General features: G+C 50.8%; 23 protein-coding genes and 1 pseudogene. 8 read left to right on the forward strand and 16 right to left on the reverse strand.

All coding sequences use genetic code 11. The annotated features are described in order from the left end of the window. A partial coding sequence (locus B5D58_RS06880) for a transposase (RefSeq protein ID WP_143779555.1) occupies positions 1–312 on the forward strand: 312 nt, incomplete at its 5' end. Positions 313–334: 22 nt separating this feature from the next. On the opposite strand, the pseudogene B5D58_RS06885 reads toward B5D58_RS06880, so the two are convergent. The 8 genes and pseudogenes from B5D58_RS06885 to clpS form a co-directional block, all read right to left on the reverse strand. Next, positions 335–754: pseudogene (locus B5D58_RS06885) on the reverse strand (response regulator); the annotation flags it as partial. A 19-nt stretch (positions 755–773) separates the two neighbouring features. After that, the gene (locus B5D58_RS06890) at positions 774–2,270 is read right to left on the reverse strand and encodes a hybrid sensor histidine kinase/response regulator (RefSeq protein WP_011112292.1); all 1,497 of its coding nucleotides are present in this window, start codon (positions 2,268–2,270) and stop codon (positions 774–776) included. A 285-nt stretch (positions 2,271–2,555) separates the two neighbouring features. Further along, positions 2,556–3,371 (reverse strand): ABC transporter ATP-binding protein, encoded by an 816-nt coding sequence (locus tag B5D58_RS06895; RefSeq protein ID WP_041357224.1) that lies wholly within the window; start codon positions 3,369–3,371, stop codon positions 2,556–2,558. A 5-nt stretch (positions 3,372–3,376) separates the two neighbouring features. After that, complete coding sequence (locus B5D58_RS06900) at positions 3,377–4,213, reverse strand: ABC transporter permease (protein ID WP_011112290.1); 837 nt, start codon at positions 4,211–4,213, stop codon at positions 3,377–3,379. 4 nt (positions 4,214–4,217) lie between these two features. Then, on the reverse strand, positions 4,218–5,294 hold the full coding sequence (locus B5D58_RS06905; RefSeq protein ID WP_011112289.1) for an ABC transporter substrate-binding protein: 1,077 nt from the start codon (positions 5,292–5,294) through the stop codon (positions 4,218–4,220). A gap of 295 nt (positions 5,295–5,589) precedes the next feature. Continuing rightward, entirely contained in the window at positions 5,590–6,273 is a 684-nt protein-coding gene (pyrE, locus tag B5D58_RS06910) for an orotate phosphoribosyltransferase (RefSeq protein WP_011112288.1), read from the reverse strand. 18 nt (positions 6,274–6,291) lie between these two features. Continuing rightward, the gene (clpA, locus tag B5D58_RS06915) at positions 6,292–8,562 is read right to left on the reverse strand and encodes an ATP-dependent Clp protease ATP-binding subunit ClpA (RefSeq protein ID WP_011112287.1); all 2,271 of its coding nucleotides are present in this window, start codon (positions 8,560–8,562) and stop codon (positions 6,292–6,294) included. Between the two features lies 1 nt (position 8,563). After that, positions 8,564–8,875: an ATP-dependent Clp protease adapter ClpS gene (clpS, locus tag B5D58_RS06920; RefSeq protein WP_011112286.1), complete on the reverse strand. Its 312-nt coding sequence runs from the start codon at positions 8,873–8,875 to the stop codon at positions 8,564–8,566. Between the two features lie 372 nt (positions 8,876–9,247). On the opposite strand from clpS, the gene B5D58_RS06925 reads away from it, so the two are divergent. Next, positions 9,248–9,451 (forward strand): cold-shock protein, encoded by a 204-nt coding sequence (locus B5D58_RS06925; protein ID WP_011112285.1) that lies wholly within the window; start codon positions 9,248–9,250, stop codon positions 9,449–9,451. 120 nt (positions 9,452–9,571) lie between these two features. Here B5D58_RS06925 and icd read toward each other — a convergent pair whose 3' ends face one another. The 7 genes from icd to B5D58_RS06960 all read right to left on the reverse strand — a co-directional run bounded on the left by icd (position 9,572) and on the right by B5D58_RS06960 (position 15,840). Then, complete coding sequence (gene icd / locus B5D58_RS06930) at positions 9,572–10,819, reverse strand: NADP-dependent isocitrate dehydrogenase (protein WP_011112284.1); 1,248 nt, start codon at positions 10,817–10,819, stop codon at positions 9,572–9,574. 12 nt (positions 10,820–10,831) lie between these two features. Further along, positions 10,832–11,494, reverse strand: a complete 663-nt coding sequence (gene scpB / locus B5D58_RS06935) for an SMC-Scp complex subunit ScpB (RefSeq protein ID WP_011112283.1) — start codon at positions 11,492–11,494, stop codon at positions 10,832–10,834. Next, positions 11,460–12,260: a segregation and condensation protein A gene (locus B5D58_RS06940; RefSeq protein ID WP_011112282.1), complete on the reverse strand. Its 801-nt coding sequence runs from the start codon at positions 12,258–12,260 to the stop codon at positions 11,460–11,462. Before B5D58_RS06940 ends, scpB begins: the two co-directional genes overlap by 35 nt. Before the next feature lie 39 nt (positions 12,261–12,299). Beyond that, the gene (locus tag B5D58_RS06945) at positions 12,300–13,502 is read right to left on the reverse strand and encodes a tryptophan--tRNA ligase (RefSeq protein ID WP_011112281.1); all 1,203 of its coding nucleotides are present in this window, start codon (positions 13,500–13,502) and stop codon (positions 12,300–12,302) included. Between the two features lie 72 nt (positions 13,503–13,574). Further along, a complete protein-coding gene (locus tag B5D58_RS06950) occupies positions 13,575–14,240 on the reverse strand; it encodes a site-2 protease family protein (RefSeq protein WP_011112280.1) in 666 nt (221 codons plus the stop codon). Then, a complete protein-coding gene (locus B5D58_RS06955) occupies positions 14,233–14,865 on the reverse strand; it encodes an L-threonylcarbamoyladenylate synthase (RefSeq protein WP_011112279.1) in 633 nt (210 codons plus the stop codon). The genes B5D58_RS06950 and B5D58_RS06955 overlap by 8 nt, the downstream gene beginning before the upstream one ends. Before the next feature lie 57 nt (positions 14,866–14,922). Beyond that, on the reverse strand, positions 14,923–15,840 hold the full coding sequence (locus B5D58_RS06960) for a 3',5'-nucleoside bisphosphate phosphatase (protein ID WP_173251299.1): 918 nt from the start codon (positions 15,838–15,840) through the stop codon (positions 14,923–14,925). Positions 15,841–15,960: 120 nt separating this feature from the next. On the opposite strand from B5D58_RS06960, the gene B5D58_RS06965 reads away from it, so the two are divergent. Beyond that, a complete protein-coding gene (locus B5D58_RS06965) occupies positions 15,961–17,199 on the forward strand; it encodes an NnrS family protein (protein WP_011112277.1) in 1,239 nt (412 codons plus the stop codon). A 168-nt stretch (positions 17,200–17,367) separates the two neighbouring features. On the opposite strand, the gene B5D58_RS06975 is transcribed toward B5D58_RS06965, so the two are convergent. Next, positions 17,368–17,559 (reverse strand): hypothetical protein, encoded by a 192-nt coding sequence (locus B5D58_RS06975; protein WP_041356800.1) that lies wholly within the window; start codon positions 17,557–17,559, stop codon positions 17,368–17,370. Positions 17,560–17,844: 285 nt separating this feature from the next. On the opposite strand from B5D58_RS06975, the gene B5D58_RS06980 reads away from it, so the two are divergent. The 5 genes from B5D58_RS06980 (at position 17,845) to rpsB (ending at position 22,967) form a co-directional block, all read left to right on the forward strand. Next, entirely contained in the window at positions 17,845–18,270 is a 426-nt protein-coding gene (locus tag B5D58_RS06980) for a Fur family transcriptional regulator (RefSeq protein ID WP_011112276.1), read from the forward strand. A gap of 244 nt (positions 18,271–18,514) precedes the next feature. Next, a complete protein-coding gene (locus tag B5D58_RS06985) occupies positions 18,515–20,665 on the forward strand; it encodes a TonB-dependent receptor (RefSeq protein WP_011112275.1) in 2,151 nt (716 codons plus the stop codon). 30 nt (positions 20,666–20,695) lie between these two features. Beyond that, the gene (locus B5D58_RS06990; protein WP_011112274.1) at positions 20,696–21,175 is read left to right on the forward strand and encodes a c-type cytochrome; all 480 of its coding nucleotides are present in this window, start codon (positions 20,696–20,698) and stop codon (positions 21,173–21,175) included. Positions 21,176–21,242: 67 nt separating this feature from the next. Further along, positions 21,243–21,986 (forward strand): fumarate/nitrate reduction transcriptional regulator Fnr, encoded by a 744-nt coding sequence (gene fnr / locus B5D58_RS06995; RefSeq protein WP_011112273.1) that lies wholly within the window; start codon positions 21,243–21,245, stop codon positions 21,984–21,986. A gap of 225 nt (positions 21,987–22,211) precedes the next feature. Continuing rightward, the gene (gene rpsB, locus B5D58_RS07000; protein WP_011112272.1) at positions 22,212–22,967 is read left to right on the forward strand and encodes a 30S ribosomal protein S2; all 756 of its coding nucleotides are present in this window, start codon (positions 22,212–22,214) and stop codon (positions 22,965–22,967) included. Position 22,968: the final 1 nt, after the last annotated feature.

Genomic DNA, 22,968 nt, shown 5'->3' on the forward strand with positions numbered 1-22,968 from the left:
GCCGACAAAGGCTACCTCGCCCAGTGGCTCACTGAAGCACTGGACCAGCAAAACCTTCAACTCATTACTCCCCTCAGGAAAAACATGAGGCCTGTGCCTCGTACCAGGTTCGAGAAAGTCATTCTGCGTCGCCGTTCCCTGATTGAAACCGTCTTTGATGAATTGAAGAATCTTTGCCAGATCGAGCATACCCGACACCGCTCTCTCTTCAATTTTATCGTTAACCTAATGGCTGGTATCGTCGCTTACTGTTTGTCCGATAACAAACCAACTTTGAATCTGACCAGGGTCAACAGCCTGGCTAAAGCTTAAGGGCTTATCCCGAACTCAGGTTATCGGTAGCAATCGCATTCGCCAGTTCCATTGCCAGCGCGGGTGTAATGTATTTCTGGCCGGATGCCACCTGGCGGATCGCAACGACCAGTTGTGCCGGTGCGCTTTGCTTATTCAGATAACCGGCTGCACCTGCCTTGAGCGCCCGGATTGCAAACTCGTTTTCATTGTGCATGCTCAACATCAGCACTGCCAGATCCGGACACTCCTTCCTGGCTTGTTTGAGCACTTCGATCCCGTTTCGGTCCGGTAGTGAGATATCCAGCAGCATCACATCAAACGCCTGCTGACGTATGATCCTGATGGCTTGAATGCCATTTTCCGCCTCTCCGGTCACGCTGATATCACCGGTCTCACTCAAAATCTGCTTGAGCCCCTGGCGCACAATTGCATGATCATCAGTGATCATCACTTTTATCATAACCTCACTCCCATGCGCCTCAGTTCAACCTCGATTCCCGGCCGACTGTCGACTGACCATTGACCGGAATCCGGATCAGCACCTCGGTTCCCGCCAAAGGTCCGCCCTGGATATGAAACTGCCCGCCAAGCTGCTGACAGCGCTCGCGCATACTGCGTATACCGAACGAGTTTACCTTTTCCATGTCCGGATTCGTAATGCCGCAGCCATTGTCTGTTACTTCCAGATAGACCTGACTGCCTGTTTCAGCCAGTTTTACCCGTACTTCCGATGCATTTGCGTGCTTGGCGATATTGGTCAGTGCTTCCTGGAAAATCCGGAAAATCGCCACGGCCAGATCACCATCCAGCGAGATATCTTCATAATCACACGCTACAGTACAGGAAACGCCGGTACGCTGATTGAACTCCCGTGCCTGCCATTGCACTGCAGCCACAATTCCGCAATCGAGCACTCCCGGTCGCAGATCGAGCGCAATCCGGCGTGTGCTGTCGATTACCATATCGACCAGCGATTCTACCGCCTCGGCCTTGTTGCGATAAAACTCGGGCGTACGACTGGAATTATCCAGACAAGGTACCAGCTCACACTTGATTGCTGTCAAGGTTCCGCCGATATCATCGTGAATCTCGCGGGCAATTCGTGTCCGTTCCTGCTCCTTCGCCTTTTGTGAATAAGCCGAGAGCTCCTCCAGTTGCGCGCGCGAACGGGCGATTTCCAGTTCGATCTGCTTATTGCGCGTGATATTCAGCATAATCCCATCCCACAGCACCGCTCCACGTGGTGTCCGGCGTGGCGTAGCTCGCAGGCTGATCCACTTGACATCCATATCCCCTTTTGCCTGGATACGTCCTTCCCAGTTCCATGCTGAGAGATGTTCACACGAATCCTGCAACGATTGATCGTAACTTGCGACATCCGTCGCCACGATCAACCTGGCAAATGAGTTCGGTTTTTTCTGCAGATAATCGGGAGAAAGCCCGAGCAATGACCTGGAACCCTCGCTGACATAAGGAAAAAAAACGCTGCCATCCGATTCCAGTACAAACTGAAACACCAGTCCGGGCAGATTGGAAGCAATGGCACGAAAACGAGCCTCACTTCTTTCCAGTGCCAACTGCGCTTCGCGCAAGTCCCGTAAATGCCCGATATACCGCTGACATCCCCGGATTGTCGCCATCAGTTGTACCGGATCAGACTTCAGCAGTACATCCTGTACCCCCGCAGCAATCAAATGTGCCGCGGCCTGCTCATCCTGCCGGGAAACCAGCGCAATTACCGGCACATCCAGCCCCAGCCTCGCCAGTAAACCCAGCACCTGTGCCGCGCTCAGATCCGGCCGGTCATCTGTCAGCACCAGATCCCATTCCTGCTGTTGCAACCTCCCCGGCAGCATATCTGCCATCGCTACACAATCCACTTTGGCTGACAATCCCCCTTGCTCCAATAAATCACGCAGCCCCCCGGCTTCCGCTGCCGAATATCCGACCATCAGAATTGCAAGTGCCCCAACCATATCTCTAGCCCCTTACCCGCCACCTGACCGGTAACCATTCCTCACCTTAACCGTCCCCTTATTAATTTTCTCCGATGTGGGAACAAGTAATTTGTAACAGTGATCATGATCCACCGGGCAAGTGTAACACCGTAGCGTTTTTGTGAGTCACGTAGCAGACCTTCAGCCGTGAGCTGCGAACAAAGTGTAGTGAGTGGTGGGCAGTGTGATTCAGTACTTGCACCAGGACAAAAACCACTGTTTTTACAAGTCACGCGGTGGCATGGCATTCAGTTTTTGTGCCGGTTATTTTTGTTGATCAGTTGATTCGAGGGTGGGGTCGTGTTCTGCTAGGAGAGTTTCGTGTTCCAGGAATCGATCGAGTTGCTGCTGGATAGCGCGGAAAGCCGGATCTTCCGGGTTGCGGGGGCGAGTGAGTTCAATATCCATGATTTCGGCAATGTGCCCCCGGGGAGAAGAGGCCATGAGGGCAATGCGGTCTGCCAGCATGAGTGCTTCGTGCAGGTCATGGGTGATCATCAGTATGGTGGCAGCGGAGTCGTTCCAGACACTTAACAGGTAACGCTGCATCATTCGGCGGGTTTGCATATCCAGCGCGGAGAAGGGTTCGTCCAGCAGCAGCAGCCGCGGCTTTGTAGCGATGGTTCTCGCCAGGGCGATACGCTGGCGCATGCCGCCGGAAAGTTGTGAAGGCTTGTGGCCGGAAAAGGATTCCAGTCCGACCTGTTTGAGATACTGTCGTGCGTGTTCCTGAGCATCGGATTTTGCCATTCCCTGATTACGTAGAGGAAAAGCGACGTTTTCTTCCGCCGTCATCCACGGGAACAGGTTGTGGGTCTGGAAAATCAGAGCAGTTGCGGGAGCGGGGCCCTGCAGTATCTGATTGTCGTAGCTGACACTGCCATGATCCGGAAAATCCAGCCCTGCAGCCAGGTTGAGCAGAGTGGTTTTTCCGCATCCACTACGACCGAGCAGTACAGTCAGACTGCCTGGTTCTATGGTCAGGTTGTCTGCTTCGACCGAAACGGTGTTGCCGAAGGATTTACGGATATTGCTGAATTCCAGCCGGGCGCCGACGGAATGAGTGGCTATATCATTCATGGAGTTTACTGTACCCATTGCAGCAGTCTGGCGTTTGCCAGCAGTAACAGGCGGTCGATGGCAAAGCCGATGAAACCGATGGCGAGAATACCGATCATCACCAGTTTCATGTTATACATCTGTTGTGCCATGATGATCATGTAACCGAGACCGGAGTTGATACCGGCCATTTCTCCCGCCAGAACAGCCATCCATGCGCCGAAGAAGGACATGCGAATGGCAGTCATGGCACCGGGGGTAATGGCAGGTAGTCGCACGTGCCACCACATTCTCATGCGTGAAGTACCGAGGTTGCGGGCAATTTTCAGGTATTCAGCCGGAATACCATCCAGCGCAGCGATCAGCGATAGGGACATCGTTCCGAGTACCGCCATGAATACGATGAATACCGCAGCCTGACCGCCGATACCGATAACGGCGATGGTGAAGGGAATCCAGGCAACCGGAGCGATAGGGGCGAGTGACTGGACAATCGGCAGAACTAGCCGCCGTAGGAGAGGCAGTTCGATGACCATGACGGCCAGACAGGATGAGACCAGAAGCCCGGCCAGCATACCGATGCCGACACGTGCAAGGGTGATGGCAGTGGCTTCGAACAGCCCGGTTCTCTGCTGACCGAAACCGATGCTGATATTGCCGGAGAAGGCATAGGGAATGGTTTCGCTGGGAGGAGGCAGGATTTGCGGATTCAGCCACTCCATATAAGAACCCAGCTCCCAGAGCAGGATGATCAGCAGCCAGGCCAGGCAGAACCAGAGTAAGTTTGACTGGAGAATCAGCCGGACGAATCGGCTGATCAGTGTGATCTGCCGGTCGGGCCTGTCTGTGGAATGGGATTGCATCGTGTCAGGCTGGCTGGTATTTCAGATCCAGAACAGTGTCGATGACATCCGGTTTGAGGTAACCCAGTTCGGCCAGATATTTTGCGCCCTGGCGCAGTCCGCCAATTCCCGCCTGGCTGATGACCGGGTTGGGGAACTGGCGTTTGAGTGCAACCGCTAAAATCGGCCGCGGTACGCCATAGATAGGTTGTAAATCATTCAGTACCGCCTCGTAATCTTCGCTAAAGGCACGGGCAGATTCCTGCAGTACCTTGAGGTAAGTTTTCAGTACGTCACGCTGCCGATCGATGGTGTGGAGTTTGGTACTGACAACACAGTCTGCCGCTTCAGGTCCCCAGACCGAGTTTGAATCCGTCAGATAAACCGCTCCCTGTTCAGCGACGACATGTTCGGCGTAAGGCTGTGCCAGTGTGCAGACATCCAGCGCCTTGTTGGCAATGGCTTCTCCCATTCCAACCATACTTGGGAAGAAGGTCATGCGGTAGTCGTCATAGGATTTGCCATGCTGCGACATCGTGCCGTATCCGACCAATTCCAGCGTATCCAGCCGCAAGGTTCCCACACGCAGTCCTTTGCCGGCGGCATCGATGAATTCTTCTACTGATTTGACCGAGCCATTGCGTGCGACCAGCTCGATCCCGGCCTGGCCTGAGCCACCGATGATGCGCAAATCGGTGGTGCCGGCAGTGTAAGCGGCTGCGGTCATGGTCCACGGGCTATGGATCAGTTCGAGATTGTTGGAGACCAGTGCCTGCATGGAATCGGCAGGACTGTTAAATTGTGTCAGCACGACATTCAGCCCTGCCTTGCCAAACATGCCTCTTACTTTTGCCAGTAACAGATGAGAAACACAGCCTGCCGGTAAATGACCGACACGAATGGCGATACCGCCCGCAGCGGCTTCTGCACGTGTGGCTGCGGCCAGCAGTCCTGCCCCGGCAGCAGTAACGTAGAACATTCCGCATCCGCAGGTGCACAGAAACCGGCGCCTGGTCGGGATGAACAGCGTATTGTCCGTTCGTGCGACTGCCGGAGCAGTAGTATTCCTTTTAGTCAGACGGCCAATGATGTTTTTGATCATGACTGGGGATTCTCCATAAAAGTAGACTGATCATTCTCAGAAACGGATATTGTAATCGGAATTACCTGAAAAGCCAGCAGCATGAAGCAATCCGGCAGCAGCGGTTGGTGACGAAGGTACCGAGCCGCTACCCGTCACACCTTGTTCGTGATTCGCGATTGAAGATCCGCTGCAGCTTCCTCGCAATCGGGGGGGGCTCGGTGTCGTTCGTGAAGATGAAATTTCGGGTGGCGCAGCTTGTGACGAAAAATGGAGCTGCGCGGATTGCAAAAATGTGGTGGATAGGGGTCTGTCATCAGACAGAGGTACTTCTGCCTGTGTGGTTAACGGTATCCGGTACCTTTGCGCCGTAGAAGGTACGATAGGTTTCTATCGCCGGGATATGGTGGACAAGGTCTTGCCGGGTGTGCAAATAAGCGATGATGTCGTCCAGCGTGATCAGGGAGATGACCGGTATATCATATTTATTTTTAATTTCCTGCAGCGTGGAGCATTCGCTTTTACCCTTTTCCATGCGATCGAGCGCGACCATGATGCCGCACGGGGTGGCACCGGCTGCGTGAATGAGTGTGATGGACTCCCCGACAGACAAACCCGCTGATACGACATCGTCAACGATCAGGATACGTCCGGCCAGTGGAGCACCCACGATGTCACCTCCTTCTCCATGATCTTTGATTTCCTTGCGATTGAAGCTGAAGGGATGATTATGTCCGGCCTCGGCAAGTGCGATGGCAATGGTACTGACTAACGGAATGCCTTTATAGGCCGGCCCGAACAGAGCATCGAAACGAATTCCGGAAGCAAGGATGGCCTGCGCGTAGAACTGGCCAAGTTGCTTCAGTGCAAAGCCATCGTTGAACAGGCCGGCATTGAAGAAGTAGGGCGAGGGCCGGCCTGCTTTGGTTCTGAAATTGCCGAAGCGCAGTACGTCATACTGGAGGGCAAAATCAATGAATCGCCACTGGAAATCTGACATGGGTATAGATTATATATTTCAGGAAATGGCGGGCGATGCAATGTTTTCCTTGTCCTCGAATGTGAGACGGGCTTTGCCATCTTCGTCAATATCCACGGTTACTTTACCGCCATTGGCCAGATGGCCGAACAGCAGTTCATCAGCGAGTGCCCGGCGGATGATATCCTGAATAAGTCTTGCCATGGGACGGGCGCCCATCAGCGGATCAAATCCGTGGCGAGCGAGGTATTTACGCAAATTGTCGGTGAATGTGACATCCACTTTCTTTTCTTGTAACTGTGTTTCGAGTTCGATCAGGAACTTGTCGACGACGCGCAATATGATATCTTCAGTCAGTGACGTGAACGAGATGATTGCATCTAGACGGTTGCGGAATTCGGGGGTGAACAGTCGTTTTATTTCGACCATTTCATCTCCGGATTTGGTATGTTCGGTAAACCCGATCGATGTTCTGGTGAGCACATCGGCACCCGCATTCGTGGTCATGACGATGATGACGTTACGGAAATCGGCTTTGCGTCCGCTGTTGTCCGTCAACGTTCCATAATCCATGATCTGGAGCATGACGTTGAAAATATCGGGATGTGCTTTTTCAATTTCATCGAACAGCAGTACGGCGTGCGGTTGCTTGATGATGGTCTCGGTCAGCAGACCACCCTGATCGAATCCGACATATCCTGGTGGCGCGCCGATCAGTCTTGAAACGGCATGGCGTTCCATGTATTCGGACATATCAAAGCGATGCAGCGGGATTCCCAGTGTGTAGGCGAGCTGACGCGCAACTTCAGTTTTTCCCACGCCGGTGGGTCCGGAAAACAGGAAGGAGCCGATAGGTTTGCAGGTATTTCCCAGACCGCTGCGCGCCATTTTGATGGCAGATGTGAGCGCATCAATAGCTGCATCCTGCCCGAAAACGATGGCTTTGAGGTCACGATCCAGTGTCTTGAGTTTATTGCGGTCATCGCTGGATACGTTTTGTGGCGGTATCCGCGCAATTCCGGCGATGACCTGTTCGATTTCCTGGCGGCCGATAATTTTGCGCTGTCTGGATTTGGGCAGTATGCGCTGTGCTGCGCCAGCTTCATCGATGACATCGATTGCTTTGTCCGGCAAATGGCGGTCGTTGATGAAACGCGCTGATAATTCAGCTGCGGCTGTCAGTGCAACCTCGGTGTATTTGACGTTGTGATGTTTTTCGTAACGGGATTTCAAGCCGCGCAGAATTTCCACGGTTTCACCGATATCAGGCTCGGAGACATCGATTTTCTGAAAGCGCCGGGATAAAGCGTGATCTTTCTCAAAAACTCCGCGGTATTCGTTGTAGGTGGTGGCACCGATACATTTCAACCGGCCCGAGCTGAGTGCGGGTTTGAGCAGGTTGGATGCATCCAGCGTTCCACCCGATGCGGCACCGGCACCGATCAGGGTATGAATTTCATCGATGAATAAAATGGCTTTGGGGTTATCGGTAAGCTGTTTCAATACGACTTTCAGCCGCTGTTCAAAATCACCGCGGTATTTTGTTCCGGCCAGCAATGCACCCATATCCAAGGCATAAACCTGGTGATTGGCAAGCACATCTGGCACTCGGTTTTCAGTAATCCTTCTGGCCAGCCCTTCAGCAATGGCGGTTTTCCCTACCCCTGCCTCACCCACCAGCAGGGGGTTGTTTTTGCGACGGCGGCATAGTGTCTGGATGACGCGCTCGACTTCCTTTTCACGTCCAATCAGGGGGTCTATCCGGTTGGCGATTGCCTGGCTGTTCAGGTTGACAGTGTAATTTTCCAGTGTACTGCCTGAATCCTGCTGTTCACCATCAGCATTTTCCTCATTTTTTTCGGATTCACTGCTTTGCGCAGCCTTGCCTATCTTGTGGGAAATATAATTCACCACATCCAGCCGTGTTACCCCTCTTTGCTGCAGAAAATAAACCGCATGTGAATCTTTCTCACCAAAAATCGCAACCAGAACATTGGCACCGGTTACTTCTTTCTTGCCGGAAGACTGGACATGAAGAATGGCTCTCTGAATCACTCGCTGAAAACCCAGGGTGGGCTGGGTGTCAACGTCTTCGGAACCTTCGACAACCGGAGTGTGACGGGCGATATGATCCTGCAAGGATTTGCGCAAATCTTCGATATCGACTGTACAGGCGACCAGCACTTTCGCAGCACTGGGATTATCCAGTAATGCCAGTAACAGATGCTCAACCGTGATGAATTCGTGGCGTTTCTGCCGTGATTCGACGAAAGCCATATGCAAACTTACTTCCAGTTCTTGCGCAATCATATTATTCCTTCTCCATCACACACATGAGCGGATGCTGATTTTGTCTTGAAAAATCATTGACCTGCTGTACTTTTGTCACTGCAATGTCACTGGGGTAGATTCCACAGATTCCCGCACCTTCGATATGAATTTTCAACATGACCTTGGTTGCCATTTCTTCATTCATGAGAAAGAAATGGCGCAATACCTTTACCACGAAATCCATAGGCGTGAAATCATCATTGATCAGTATCACCTTGTATAGAGGGGGCGGATTCAACCTGGCTCTGCCCTTTTCGATGATACTTTCAGGATTCCGGTAATCTGCTGCCATGGCTTACATTTTCCGATGTTTCATATGTCTTATTTTATAAGAAAAAGATTTATTAGTACTTACTTCCATTAATTCTAACCGCTAATCCAGCTCACTCGGTATTTACGGCTGGTTTATCTCCCGAAGCCATAAGGGTCGATTACGACAAGGCCCTGGTTTTTCTTGAGCAGTTGGTTGGACAGTTAGCTGCCGTATTTTCCATCAGCAAGGATTTGACAGATCACATCCATCGCTTGACTTGAGACATATTTTGCGTAAAACTGCAACCGGCGTTTGGCTTCAAGTTTTCTGCAGCACTGGTTAGAGCCGTTTGCGGTCTTGAAATTCAAATAGTATCAGGGTATCCGGCCCAGTTTTTTATAGGAAGTAGAAATGGCAACAGGTACAGTAAAGTGGTTCAATGATTCAAAAGGATTTGGTTTTATTACACCGGACGACGGCAGCGAAGATTTGTTCGCACACTTTTCCGCGATCAATATGACAGGTTTCAAGACCCTGAAAGAAGGCCAGAAAGTAAGTTTTGAAGTTACGCAAGGACCAAAAGGCAAACAGGCTTCAAATATCCAGTCTGCTTGACCTGATGTATAGAGGCTGATCCTGTCGGATCAGCCTCTCCGATCTGATATTAATAAAATATCAGGTCGGGGCTTGTTTTCTGAGGATCGATACAATTTCGGAAACCTCAATCAGATGAGGTTACATCCTCGCTACCATGGCATTCCCAAATTCTGAAGAAGTGGCCTGTTTGGCGTTCGGCGTAAGTCTTGCCAGATCGTAGGTCATGATTCGATCCTGAATCGTTTTTTCCATTGAGCTGATGACAATATTGGCTGCTTCATGCCAGCCGATATGTCTGAGCATCATTTCTGCTGACAGAATAATTGACCCCGGGTTGACCTGATCCTTACCAGCATATTTGGGTGCAGTGCCGTGTGTCGCTTCGAATATTGCGATGCTGTCACTCATATTTGCACCGGGCGCGATTCCAATGCCGCCTACCTGTGCGGCCAGAGCATCGGAAATGTAGTCACCGTTCAAATTAAGGGTGGCGATGACATCATATTCATCCGGGCGCAGCAGGATTTGCTGGAGAAAGGCGTCGGCGATGACATCTTTGATGATGATTTCATTACCGTTGTGCCGCAGTATCATCCATGGCCCGCCATCCAGTAGCTCCGCACCGAATTCCTTCGCTGCCAGTTCATAACCCCATTTCTTGAAGGCACCTTCAGTGAACTTCATGATATTACCTTTGTGCACCAGTGTGACAGAGCGACGTTTATGGTCGATTGCATACTGGATGGCTTTTCTGATCAGACGCTCACTGCCTTCTTTTGAAACCGGTTTGATCCCGATCGCAGAGGAACGAGGGAATCGGATTTTGGTAATTCCCATTTCTGCCGTCAGGAAATTGATCACTTTTTCAACAGCTTCCGTTCCGGCTTCCCATTCGATTCCCGCATAGATATCTTCCGAGTTTTCACGAAATATGACCATGTCCACTTTCTCCGGTTGTTTGACCGGACTGGGTACCCCTTGGAAATAGCGTACCGGGCGCAGGCACACATACAGATCCAGTAACTGGCGCAATGCCACGTTGATCGAGCGGATACCTCCACTTACCGGTGTGGTCAGCGGCCCTTTGATGGATACCACGAATTCTTTGGCTGCCTGCAAAGTCTCATCTGGCAGCCAGATATCCTGACCATAGACCCGGGTAGATTTCTCACCGGCATATATTTCCATCCAGGAAATTTTCCGGGAGTCGCCGTATGCTTTTTTTACTGCACCATCGACAACGCTGATCATGACAGGTGTGATATCCACACCGATACCATCGCCTTCGATAAAAGGAATGATCGGGTTGTCGGGCACAACCAGGGAAGAATCATCCTTTACCCGAATTTTGCTGCCAGTGGTTGGTACTTTGATATGCTGATACATAGCGTCTCCAAATTAAAGAAGTTGTGTCGGTTCGTGTGAGGCGGGTTCGCCGGATTCCTGAATGGTGGTCGTATCCGTATCGACCGATTCAGCCTCGTCAGCAGACAGGTCGAGCGAATTGAAACTGTCCAGAGAGGGTAGCTGTTCCAGCGATTGCAGATTCAGATCATCGAGAAAATGCCGGGTGGTTGCATAAAGATAGGGCTTGCCCGGTATATCGCGCTGCCCGATGGTTTCAATCCAGCCGCGTGATTCCAGGGTTTTGATGATTTGGGTAGAAACTGCTACTCCCCGGATTTCTTCGATGTCTCCCCGGGTGACGGGCTGCCGGTAAGCAATGATGGCCAATGTTTCCATCACGGCGCGTGAATAGCGCGGTGGCCTTTGCGGATTGAGCCGATCCAGAAAAACCTGCATTTCGGGTTTGCTTTGAAAACGCCAGCCTCCCGCGACCGAGACCAGATTTATTCCGCTGTCATGCCATTTTTCACTCAGGATGGTCAGGGATTCATGCAATGTTTTTTTGTCGATATTCCCTTCGAATAATTTCTTGAGATCACTGATGGACAAGGGTTCGGGTGTCGTCAGCAGTACAGTCTCAAGAATCCTGACAACCTGATCTGGCTGAAAGGCCGTTGCTTCAGTCGGCTTGGTCAGTATGGATTGCGTGGACATAGATCATTCCAAAGCGATCTGGCTGAACGATATCGACCAGCGCCTCGCGGGCCAGCTCCAGCAAGGCCAGGAAACTGGCCACGAGTTTATGAACGTTGGTGATATCGCTGAACAGTTCGGTAAACGGGACGTTTCCCCGGGATTGAAGGTTTCTCAGGATTTCACTCATACACACTCGCACAGAAATCGTTTCGTAACGAATGGTATGGTTGCGATTGAGCCTGAGGCGTTCCAGCAGGGCAAGCCAAGTGTCGTATAAATCCTGCGGGTTGATACCGGGAAGCTGTTTTTCGGTAACGAAATCCACCCAGATACAGGCTGGCATGAAGTCCCTGCCGGCAACCGGCAGGCTGTGTATATGGATGGCAGCCTGCTTGATCCGTTCATATTCCAGAAGCCGCCGTACCAGTTCTGCACGGGGGTCGGCGTCATCTTCCCGGGGGGTTACCGGGCGGGGTAACAGCATGCGGGATTTGATGTCGATCAGTAGTGCGGTCATGAGCAGATACTCAGCAGCCAGTTCAAACTGATCGGCGCGCATGGTTTCGACATAAGCGATATATTGCCGGGTGAGTTCGGCCATGGGAATGTCCAGAATATCCAGATTATGCTTACGGATCAGATAAAGCAGCAGATCAAGCGGGCCTTCGAAAGTTTCCAGAAAAATCTGGAGTGCTTCGGGAGGAATGTACAAATCCTGCGGGACTTCCAGCAGCGGAACACCCTGCACTTTTGCAACCGGGTCGATCAGCGTGGGATTGTCCAATGTATTTTGTCTGTATCCATATTCAAGCAGGTTGTCAAATCAGAGATATCCCAACCCCAGTGCCGCTCTGACATCTCGCATGGTTTCCTCGGCCAGCCAGTTGGCTTTTTCACATCCGTCAGCAATGATCTTTCTTACCTGGGCGGGGTCCTTCTCGTACATTCTGGCACGTTCCAGAATGGGTGCCTGCTCGTCTAGTATCGCCTGAATGACAGGTTGTTTACATTCCAGACAGCCGATTCCTGCTGATGTGCAGCCTTGTTGTACCCAGTTGCGGGTTTCTGCTGATGAATAAAGTTGATGAAACTGCCATACCGGGCATTTTTCCGGATTGCCTGGGTCACTGCGTCGGATGCGTGCCGGGTCGGTCGGCATGGTACGCACTTTTCTGGTGATACTGTCGGCATCTTCCCGCAGGCCGATCGTATTGCCATACGATTTGGACATTTTCTGACCGTCCAGACCGGGCATTCTGGATGCCTGGGTCAATAGCGTCTGTGGTTCAGGCAGAATGATCTTGCTTTTTCCTTCCAGATGACCGGACAGCCGCTCGTGGTCATCAGTACTCAGGTTTTGCTGTTCCTCCAGTAGTGATCTGGCTGCGATCAGCGCACTTTCATCACCTTGTTCCTGGTAGCGGTTGCGTAGCTCGCTGTAAAGCTTTCCTTTCCTGGAGCCCATTTTTTTGATGGCTTGCGCTACTTTGTTCTCAAAATCCGGTTCTTTGCCAAAGATATGATTGAACCGTCGGGAAATTTCGCGCGTAAACTCCAGGTGAGGAGCCTGATCCTCACCTACAGGAACAAGATTGGCCCGGTAGATCAGGATGTCTGCACTCTGCAGGAGCGGATACCCAAGAAAGCCGTAGGTGCTGAGATCTTTTCCAGCAAGTTTTTCCTGCTGATCCTTATAAGTGGGAACACGTTCCAGCCAGCCAAGCGGGGTGATCATCGACAGCAGCAGATACAGTTCAGCGTGCGCCGGAACTTTCGATTGAATGAACAGAGTTGCCCGGGCAGGGTCCACTCCCGCAGCCAGCCAGTCGATCACCATATCCCAGCTGTTTTGTCCGATGATCTCGGGGGAATCATAGTGGGTCGTCAGTGCATGCCAGTCGGCAACGAAAAAGAGGCATTCATACTTCTGTTGCAGAGCCAGCCAGTTTTTCAAAACACCGTGATAGTGCCCCAGATGCAGGTTTCCAGTGGGGCGCATGCCTGAGAGAACACGGTCGACGAACATTCTACAAAGCTCCGGATATCATGGAATCAAAAAAATACAAGGTCGGTTGGTGAAATGTAAAGGTAGTTCGATTTATATATAGAGGCCGAAGAGTGTGACGATCATCTGCTTGGTGAATATGATCAGAGGCCATAACACTACGCTCAGTACCCCACTGATGAACAGTACCAGCAAAATGATAAAGCCATAGGGCTCGATTTGGGCAAACTTCCAGGCCAGCCTGCTGGGTAGCAGGCTGACAGCAATACGCCCGCCATCGAGTGGCGGCAGCGGCAGCAGGTTCAGCACCATCAGAACCACATTGATTTCGATGCCGGCAATTCCCATCAGGACCATGGGTTTGAGATAAATGCTGTCAGGCATGTTCATTCCCAGTTTGATGATGGCAGCCCAGAAGAAAGCCATCAGCAGATTGGCACCGGGCCCGGCAGCAGCCACCCACAACATATCTTTTTTGGGCTGACGTAACCGCCCGAAGTTGACCGGTACCGGCTTGGCCCAGCCGAAAAGCAGGCCACTTCCCATCAACAGTTTACTGGTTACAAACATCATCAGGGGAAGCAGAATAGTACCAACAGGATCGATGTGCCTGAGCGGGTTCAGGGTGATACGTCCGGCCATTTCTGCAGTCAGATCACCAAAATATTTGGCAACATATCCATGTGCAGCTTCATGCAGGGTAATGGCAAAAATGACGGGTAGCGCGTAGATGGCGATGCCCTGAATGATATTATCCATTAATGATTCCAAAGGGTGACAGATCGCCTTTTCCAGAACGGGCAACTTTCGGGGTGGTTTCGGTCAGGTCGATGACCGTGGTCATGTCGGTGCCGCAGGAACCGGCATCCATGACCAGTTCGATCTGGTGCTCCAGACGCTGGCGGATTTCTCCAGCATCATTCAATGGCAGTTCATCTCCAGGAAGAATGAGCGTCGAACTCAGCAAAGGTTCGTCCAGTTCGGCCAGTAGAGCCTGTACGACAGGGTGATCAGGAATACGCAACCCGATCGTGTGGCGTTTGGGATGCTGCAGACGGCGTGGGACTTCGCGGGTTGCTGCCAGAATGAAGGTATAGCTGCCGGGAGTGGCTGCCTTGAGCAGACGGTATTGTGCATTATCCACTTTCGCATACGTTGCAATCTCTGCCAGATCCCGGCATACCAGTGTGAAATTGTGATTCTGATCCACTTTGCGGATGGTACGGATACGATCCATCGCCTCTTTGTTACCGATCTGGCAACCCAGTGCGTAGCAGGAATCGGTTGGATAAGCGATGACTCCGCCTTTGCGTACGATATCGACTGCCTGGCGGATCAGTCTTGTATGAGGCGTTTGCGGGTGTATGGAAAAAAATTGGGCCATGGCTGTTTGGTAAGCTGTTATGGGTGGAAAACGTCGGGTGTTTAGAACTGGCTGTTATCAGACTGATTTGCCGGGGGACTGTAACCCGGTTTGTTCTGATTGTTCATTCAGGGTTGTTGCGCCGGTTTCGGCGTAATCAGGAATTTCCCATTCGTTCCATATCGGAGTGCATTCTGGAGGCAGTGCAGGTAGTCTGCCCAGATCAAAGTAGCTTTCTCCCGGGCCATGATAATCAGATCCACACGATGCATACAGATTCATGCGGGTGGCCAGTGCCGCAAATTGCCGCGTTTGCTCGGGAGTATGGCTGGATGAGACCACTTCGATTCCTGCTCCTCCCAGTTCACGGAATTCGCAGAGTAACTGCTCGAGCAGGTCATTGCTCAATTTATAGCGAGCTGGATGAGCAATGACTGCCTGACCTCCGCTGCCACGAATCCAGCCGATGGCTTCATCCAGGCTGACCCATACATGGGAGACATGACCGGGTTTACCTTTTACGAGATACTTCTTGAAAACAGACTTTACGTTTTTAGCATATCCCTGACTTACCAGAAATCGGGCAAAGTGAGTGCGGCCGATCAGCCTGCTGATACCCGCCTGGGCGCTGGCACCTTCAAAACTGCCATGAATGCCGAATTTGTCCAGTTGTGCGGCGATTGCCCGTGCCCGATCCATGCGGCCATCCCGGATCTTCTTCAGTCCTTCGGTCAGTGGTGGATGTTCAGGGTTGATTCCAAGTCCTAAAATATGCAAAGTCCGGCCATGCCAGGTAACAGAGATTTCAACACCACGGATCAATGTGATATTTTCCTGCTGAGCGCTGCGACTGGCCTCACTCAGTCCGGCAATGTCGTCATGGTCGGTCAGCGCCAGTACATTCACACCGCGCACAGCAGCGTGCGCTAGCAAGCGAGAAGGTGACAGCATACCGTCAGAGATAGTCGAATGGCTGTGCAGATCAATGTTGGGCATCGAGAAGTGTGTAATTACGTGGCTTCTCATCATAGCAAATTACGGCCATGATAAAAATAGCCCGACAGGCGCGGACATGCGTGAGCATCAATTTCTTATTGGGTTTTACAGGAAAATCTTATGAATAAATCGGGAACAATCTGGAAGTATCTTTCGGCAGCACCTCATCGCAGCCTGTTTCTTATGGGAGCTTTTCAGGCGGTGTTGACCATCCTGTGGTGGGTGATAGAACTGGCCGGGCGTGCCGGATTGATGGAAAGCGTAAGTTTTTCGAGCATCATGCCGATCTGGGTGCATGGATTTTTGATGGTGTACACATTTTTCCCCTTTTTCATTCTGGGGTTTTTGTTTACTACGTTTCCTAACTGGATGAATGGCGAGAAAATCAAGGCCAATCAGTATATGACGGTCTGCCTGCTGATGGCAGCCGGTGTCGTCCTGTTCTATGCCGGACTGATTGCCGGTAAATTTCTGCTATCTGCTGGATTGCTGCTGATGCTGTCCGGGTGGGCGTATGCCATTATTATCCTGTTTCATGTGCTGTTTACAGCACCGGCCGGGGATAAGCGCCATGCCTGGGTGGCCGGTATGGCATTTATTGCCGGATGGCTGGGATTGTGTGCCTATGCGTTGTGGGTGTTGACGGACGGCAGGGAAATGCTGGATTTCTCGCGCCAGGCCGGTATCTGGTTCTTTATGCTGCCGATTCTGATGACGGTATCGCACCGGATGATCCCGTTTTTTTCGAGCCGCGTGCTGGAGAATTATGTCGTGGTTCGACCATTCGGGCTGTTGTGGCTGATGGTTGGTTGTACAGTGGTACACGGCGCACTTCAACTGGCCGGCCTGCAGGAATATGTCTGGTGGGCAGATATGCTGCTTGCCGGCTGTGCATTTTATCTCAGTTATATCTGGCGGTTTTTCCGCAGTTTTCGTGTGCGACTACTGGCGGTGCTGCATATTTCATTTGCCTGGCTGGGGATTGCAATGCTGTTTTTCGGATTGCAAGGTATGCTGCTTTGGTTGAGTGACGGCGATCGTTACTGGTTTGGACTGGCGCCGCTGCACATGCTGGCTGTGGGTTATTTTGCGAGCATGGTTTTGGGGATGGCGTCACGTGTCACATTGGGCCACGGAGGTTTTCCGCTGGTGTTGGATAATCTCACATGGCTGCTGTTTATTGCTTTTCAGGTAGTTGTTCTGCTTAGAGTGATTCCGGATATTTTTCCAGGTGTTGCACCCTTGGCGCCCCAGTTTTATCTGATTGCAAGCAGTGTGTGGCTGAGCTGTTTTCTGCTGTGGGTGATCAAGTATGCGCCAATTTATTGGCGGGCTCGCGTGGATGGCAAAGCCGGTTGAATTTGTATTTTTACGAAAAAAGAAAGTACTGCCGGTTTGTTTTCACTGCATAGCCTTTTCCATCGGTGTGGCAATTTTTCGAGGAAAAGGCTATGCATGGCCTCATGTCACATCACCTGAATCTATGGGTGGTGATGCTGCTACATGCGCCCTGAATAGAATTTAAAATTAATTCTTTTCTTCTGGTGAAGATGTGTCTTCTGTCGCTTCCTCAGTCTTGTCGAGATCAGGGGCAGAATCACGTTCTATAAAAGCAGAGGGAGGTGGTTTTTCCATTGAGTGTCCATCAAGGCTTTTTTTCTCCCCGCAGGCACTTAATGCAATAGTCGTGCATGCGATCAATAAATATACATATTTCATGGTTTTTTCCTCAAGTTAGTTTGCTGAGAAGCTTTGGATGATAGTATAAGCGCCCGGTTTATACAACAGTATGGCTTACGGAAAACGGTACTGGCAGAGTATTCCCGGTGACGGTTTTAATCTGGTGCAGGCAGTTTTTACGGTATTTTCAGCTTTGATATATTCATTTTCTACTGCTTTCCATATACCAGGAAGACTCATGCTCTCAATTGAGGCGCTGGCCTGTATTCTTACTATAGCGAGATCGTTTGACGATGGCTTGCTATTACCGGTAGCTTAGTCAGTATGGATATTGCCGAGCAATTGATACAAAACGCCGGGAAGCGTTCGACTCCGGTTCGCAGTGCGGTTTTGGGCGTGTTGCTGAATGCCGAGGATGTGCTTTCCCATAGCGAAGTATTAGAACATCTGCAACAACTTGGTGCATTTGACCGGGTTACTGTATACCGTGCATTGGATTGGCTGGTTACCCAGGGTTTGGTGCATAAAGTAGCTGGGGCCGGCAGAGCCTGGCGTTTTCAGGTTACACGCAGTGAATCCATGCATCGTCACGCCCACTTTCAATGTCACCATTGTCATAAAGTTTTTTGCCTTCCGGAGGTTCAGCCGGTTTTGCCAAAAGAGCTGCCCTCTAACTTCTCTATCGATTCCATCGAACTCAATATCAAGGGTATCTGCGCTGATTGCGGTCGCGCCATGATGAGCCAGTGATGTCGTGATATTAATTGCAACATAGTTGCGTTTTGGCTATTGTTGTGTCTATAATTGCAACAATGTTGCGGCTATGGGGTTTCTGCAGGTACGCACCAACCGAATCATACATCTGCCCCGGATAGGGGTATTTATGCAGTATTTCTTCCTCCGTGTCTGTTTTTGTCATCTGTTGCTGGTATCAACAGGCAATTGGGTGTTGACATGTAAAAAACGATAAATAAAAACCGGGAAACATAAATAAGTGAAAAAACTGGAAGCCTTAATCGGTCTGATAACTTTTACAGGATTATCGTTTTGTGTCTGTGCTCAGGAAGTAACAAACAGTCCGGCTCGTGAATCTGAAGTAACGGATCGCACATCGATCAAAACATCACTTAAACCGGTGGTTGTAACGGCTGATCCTTTAAGTGGAGATCAGGCGGATATCGCTCAGCCTGTGTCGGTTTTGCAGCGGGAACGTATGCAAACACGCGATTTGCGCAATATTGGTGAAGCGGTTTCTCAGGAACTGGGGGTTTCTTCCAGTGATTTTGGTCCGGCGGTCGGTCGTCCGGTAATCCGTGGTCTGAGCGGAGCGCGAGTACGGGTGCTGGAGGATGGTATCGGTACGATGGATGTTTCCACGATCAGCGCGGATCATGCCGTGGCGGCAGAAGTGCTGTTTGCCGATCAGGTTGAGATTTTTCGCGGATCTTCGGCTCTGCTTTATGGCTCCGGTGCCAGCGGTGGGGTGGTGAATATCGTTAACCACCGGATACCTGAGCGGCTGCCTGATGAAGCAGGGGGCGATCTGTATACCCATTACAACTCGGTTGCGGATGATTTTACCGGGGCATTCCGGTTGAATGCAGGAGCAGGGCGTTTTGCCTGGCACCTGGACGGGATGAAACGGCATACCGGGGATTATTCGATTCCAGGATATGCAGAACTTAAACCGGGATCCGACGCAAAAAAAGGTGTGCTTGAGAATAGCGATGTCCGGACAACGAATTTTTCCAGTGGCTTGTCTTATGTCGGTGAACGGGGATTTCTAGGAGTTGCAGTCAGCCGTTTTGTTAATAATTATGGTGTTCCCGGACACGACCACGACCACGACCACGACCACGACCACGACCACGACCACGACCACGACCACGACCACGACCACGACCACGATAGCCATAACCACGAGCAAGGAAAGGGAGCGCGGATCAGACAAAAACAGACACGTTTCGATATTAAAGGGGCGGTAAATCATCCTCTGCCTGGAGTACAGAAAATAAAAACACGCTGGGGGTATAACAACCATGTGCACAAGGAATCGGAAGGTGATGAGGTCGGGACGTTGCTGATGAATCGTGAATGGGATGGCCGAGTTGAAATGCTGCATCAGCCGTTGGCCGGCTGGAAGGGTGTGCTGGGATTTCAGTATCAGAACCGGGATCTTGCCACTCTCGGAGAAGAAGCATTTGTTCCCAGTTCTCGAATGAATTCGCTGGGAGTGTTCTTGCTGGAAAGACGGGATGTCGGGCGCTGGCATTTTGAGATGAGCGGGCGTTTCGAACATCAGCGGACAAAACGCAAAGATGATGGCTTCGAGACCAGTCACGATGCATTCAGTATTTCCGGCGGAGTGATCCGAAAATTCGGCGATGGTTATTCTGTAGGTGGTGATATTTCTCGTACAGAACGCGCGCCGGCACTGGAAGAATTATTTTCCAACGGAGCACACCTGGCTACTGGTACGTTTGAAAGAGGTGACACCTCTCTCACTCGAGAGAAATCCAGCAATTTTGATTTATTTCTGCGTAAAAAGGGTGGCAGCCTGGACTGGACTCTGAATCTGTTTGCCAAGCTGGTCGATGATTTCATTTTTCAGCAAGAATTGGATCTGACGGGTGACGGCCTGCCAGATCGGGTCAATATGGAAGGCAGGCCAGATGAAGATGGGTATTTGTTATTGAAGTACCGTCAAAATAATGCAAATTTTCTGGGGATGGAATTTGAGACGATTGCTCATCTGCTGAGTGATCGTCGCGGTAAATTGGATCTGCGCTTGTGGACTGATTATGTCCGCGGGCGGCTGTCATCAGGAGGATATTTACCGCGCATGACACCATTTCGTTTTGGAGGGGCACTTGATTATGCTCACGGTCCATGGCGAGGTCGGATTGACGTAATGCGGGTGCATAAACAGGCGGATATCGCTCTGCTCGAAACAGACACCGCCGGTTACACTATGCTGAATGTTCAACTGGATTACCGGTTTGACTGGGGAAAGATGAATTACAACCTGTTCATACGAGGTGCCAATCTGCTGAATGAAGAGGCGAGACGCCACACTTCTTTTTTGAAAGATCGGGCACCGTTGCCTGGACGTTCCGGGCTGGTGGGAGTGCGCGTGAATTTTTAGGGCTGATTGGTTGCGGATCTTTTATCTGGGATGTTATGCACTTATCATGCCGGGCAATGGTTTAATAACTTATTAAATTTTATAGACTTTATTCGTTTACAGTTTGGTAAAACGGCAAATGTGCTAAACTTAAATGATTGTTTGCATATCTGGCTGTTTTCTTTGGAAGTGCGATCCCTGAGAGATGTCGTAAAAATGAAACTCATTTTATCCATCATGATACTTTCTGGTTGCCTGCTGTTTATATTGGCTGGCTGTGCCAGAAAAAACGACTATATGCCCCCGGCAGGGGCGACAGGTGAAAAAATCTTCAAGGGAGCCTGCGTGCAGTGTCATACACCAGTGAATGGCAAGGTAATGATACTGAGATCCGAGATGGCCAATAAGGAGGCCATTATTGAAAGAGTAACGAACGGAAAGGGATTCGGTATGCCTGCTTTTCCAAATTTGACGGGAGATTCAGTGCAGAATCTGGCGGAGTATGTGCTGGAGAACAGTGTCACCCGATAATCAGGATCGAATCGGATTTTCCTGAGACAATCGTACTAAAATTTCCTGACGAAGGTAGGAGTCAGCTTTGCATAACTGCGCAATACCCGGCCACCCCACGGCACCACAACAAAGATCCAGCTGTACGACATGCAGCCTTCGTGAATTGTGTCTGCCGGTGGGGTTGACTGATGAAGAAATAGAGTATGTTGGCAATCTGACCAACCATAAGCTCAGAGTACGGCGGGGGGAATATCTGTTGCATGCCGGGGCTGATTTCAGATCTCTCTATGCCGTAAAAAATGGCTCTTTCAAGACCTATACCTTGAGAGTGGATGGACGCCAGCAGGTGACCGGTTTCTACATGACCGGCGAGTTGCTGGGCCTGGATGCGATCAGTCCGGAGAAGCATACCTGCGACACAGTTGCGCTCGTCGACAGTGAAGTTTGTGAAGTACCTTTCATAAAACTTGAAGAGATCGGACGAAGTATTCCTTCGCTGATGAGCCAGTTCCACAAGATCATGAGTCGTGAAATTGTGCAGGATAGAGGAGTGATGATGCTTCTGGGCAGTATGCGGGCGGAAGAGAGACTGGCTGCATTTTTGCTCAATCTGTCCACTCGTCTGGCCAGGCGAGGGTACTCGTCGACCGATTTTATTTTGCGAGCGACCAGAGAAGATATCGGCAGTTATCTGGGACTCAAGCTGGAAACGGTCAGCCGGTCGTTTTCCAAACTGCAGGAAGAAGGTCTTATCACGGTTAACAACAAGCATGTCACCTTGCATGATCTCGGCAAACTGAATCGTATGATCGGCAATTCGATGGATTGATCAGAGGTTCTCAGTGGTGTTGCAGGATGACTTTTCTTGAGTGCAGAGTGTGCCATGTTATAATCGCGCGCGCTCCTGGTCTGTTTATATAGGTAGCAATTTCCCGGAGCGGGAAATTTTTTTATTAACCTTTTTAATACACAATCTACAACGCACACTTATCAGGATAGGGTGTCTTCGTAAGGAAGTATGTCGATAAGTTGCGGTTAACCCTAAGGAGAGTTCATGTCAGTTACTATGCGGCAAATGTTGGAAGCGGGCGTTCACTTTGGTCATCAGACCCGTTTCTGGAATCCGAAAATGGCCCCCTATATTTTCGGCCAGCGTAATAAGATCCATATCGTTAATCTTGAGCATACGCTCGTAATGCTCAGAGAGGCGCTGGACTATGCCCGCCGATTGACAGCAAACAAGGGAACGATTCTTTTCGTGGGAACCAAACGCCAGGCCCGTGACATCGTCATGGAAGAAGCAATACGATGTGGTGCTCCTTACGTCAATCAGCGCTGGCTGGGCGGGATGTTGACCAATTTCAAAACGATCAGGCAGTCGATCAAACGCCTGCAGGATATGGAGAAAATGGTACAGGACGGGACGCTGAACAAACTTACGAAGAAAGAAGCTCTTGATTTTCAGCGTGAATTGGAAAAGCTGAATAACAGTCTTGGTGGTATCAAGGAAATGAAAGGTTTACCGGATGCGATGTTTGTGATCGATGTCGGTTATCAGAAAGGTGCAATCGTGGAAGCGGACAAGCTGGGGATTCCGGTTGTGGGCGTGGTGGATACCAATCACAGTCCGGCAGGTGTCCGGTATGTGGTGCCGGGTAACGATGATTCCAGTCAGGCTATACGGCTTTATGCGCGTGCGATGGCGGATGCCATTCTGGAAGGACGTAACCAGTCCGTGCAGGAAATTATCGAAATGAGTAAGTCTGACGATGAAATCATGTCGGGTAGAGATCAATCTGCGGGTGCGTGAG

Origin of the sequence: Nitrosomonas europaea (assembly GCF_900167395.1) — a bacterium.
GTDB lineage: Bacteria > Pseudomonadota > Gammaproteobacteria > Burkholderiales > Nitrosomonadaceae > Nitrosomonas > Nitrosomonas europaea.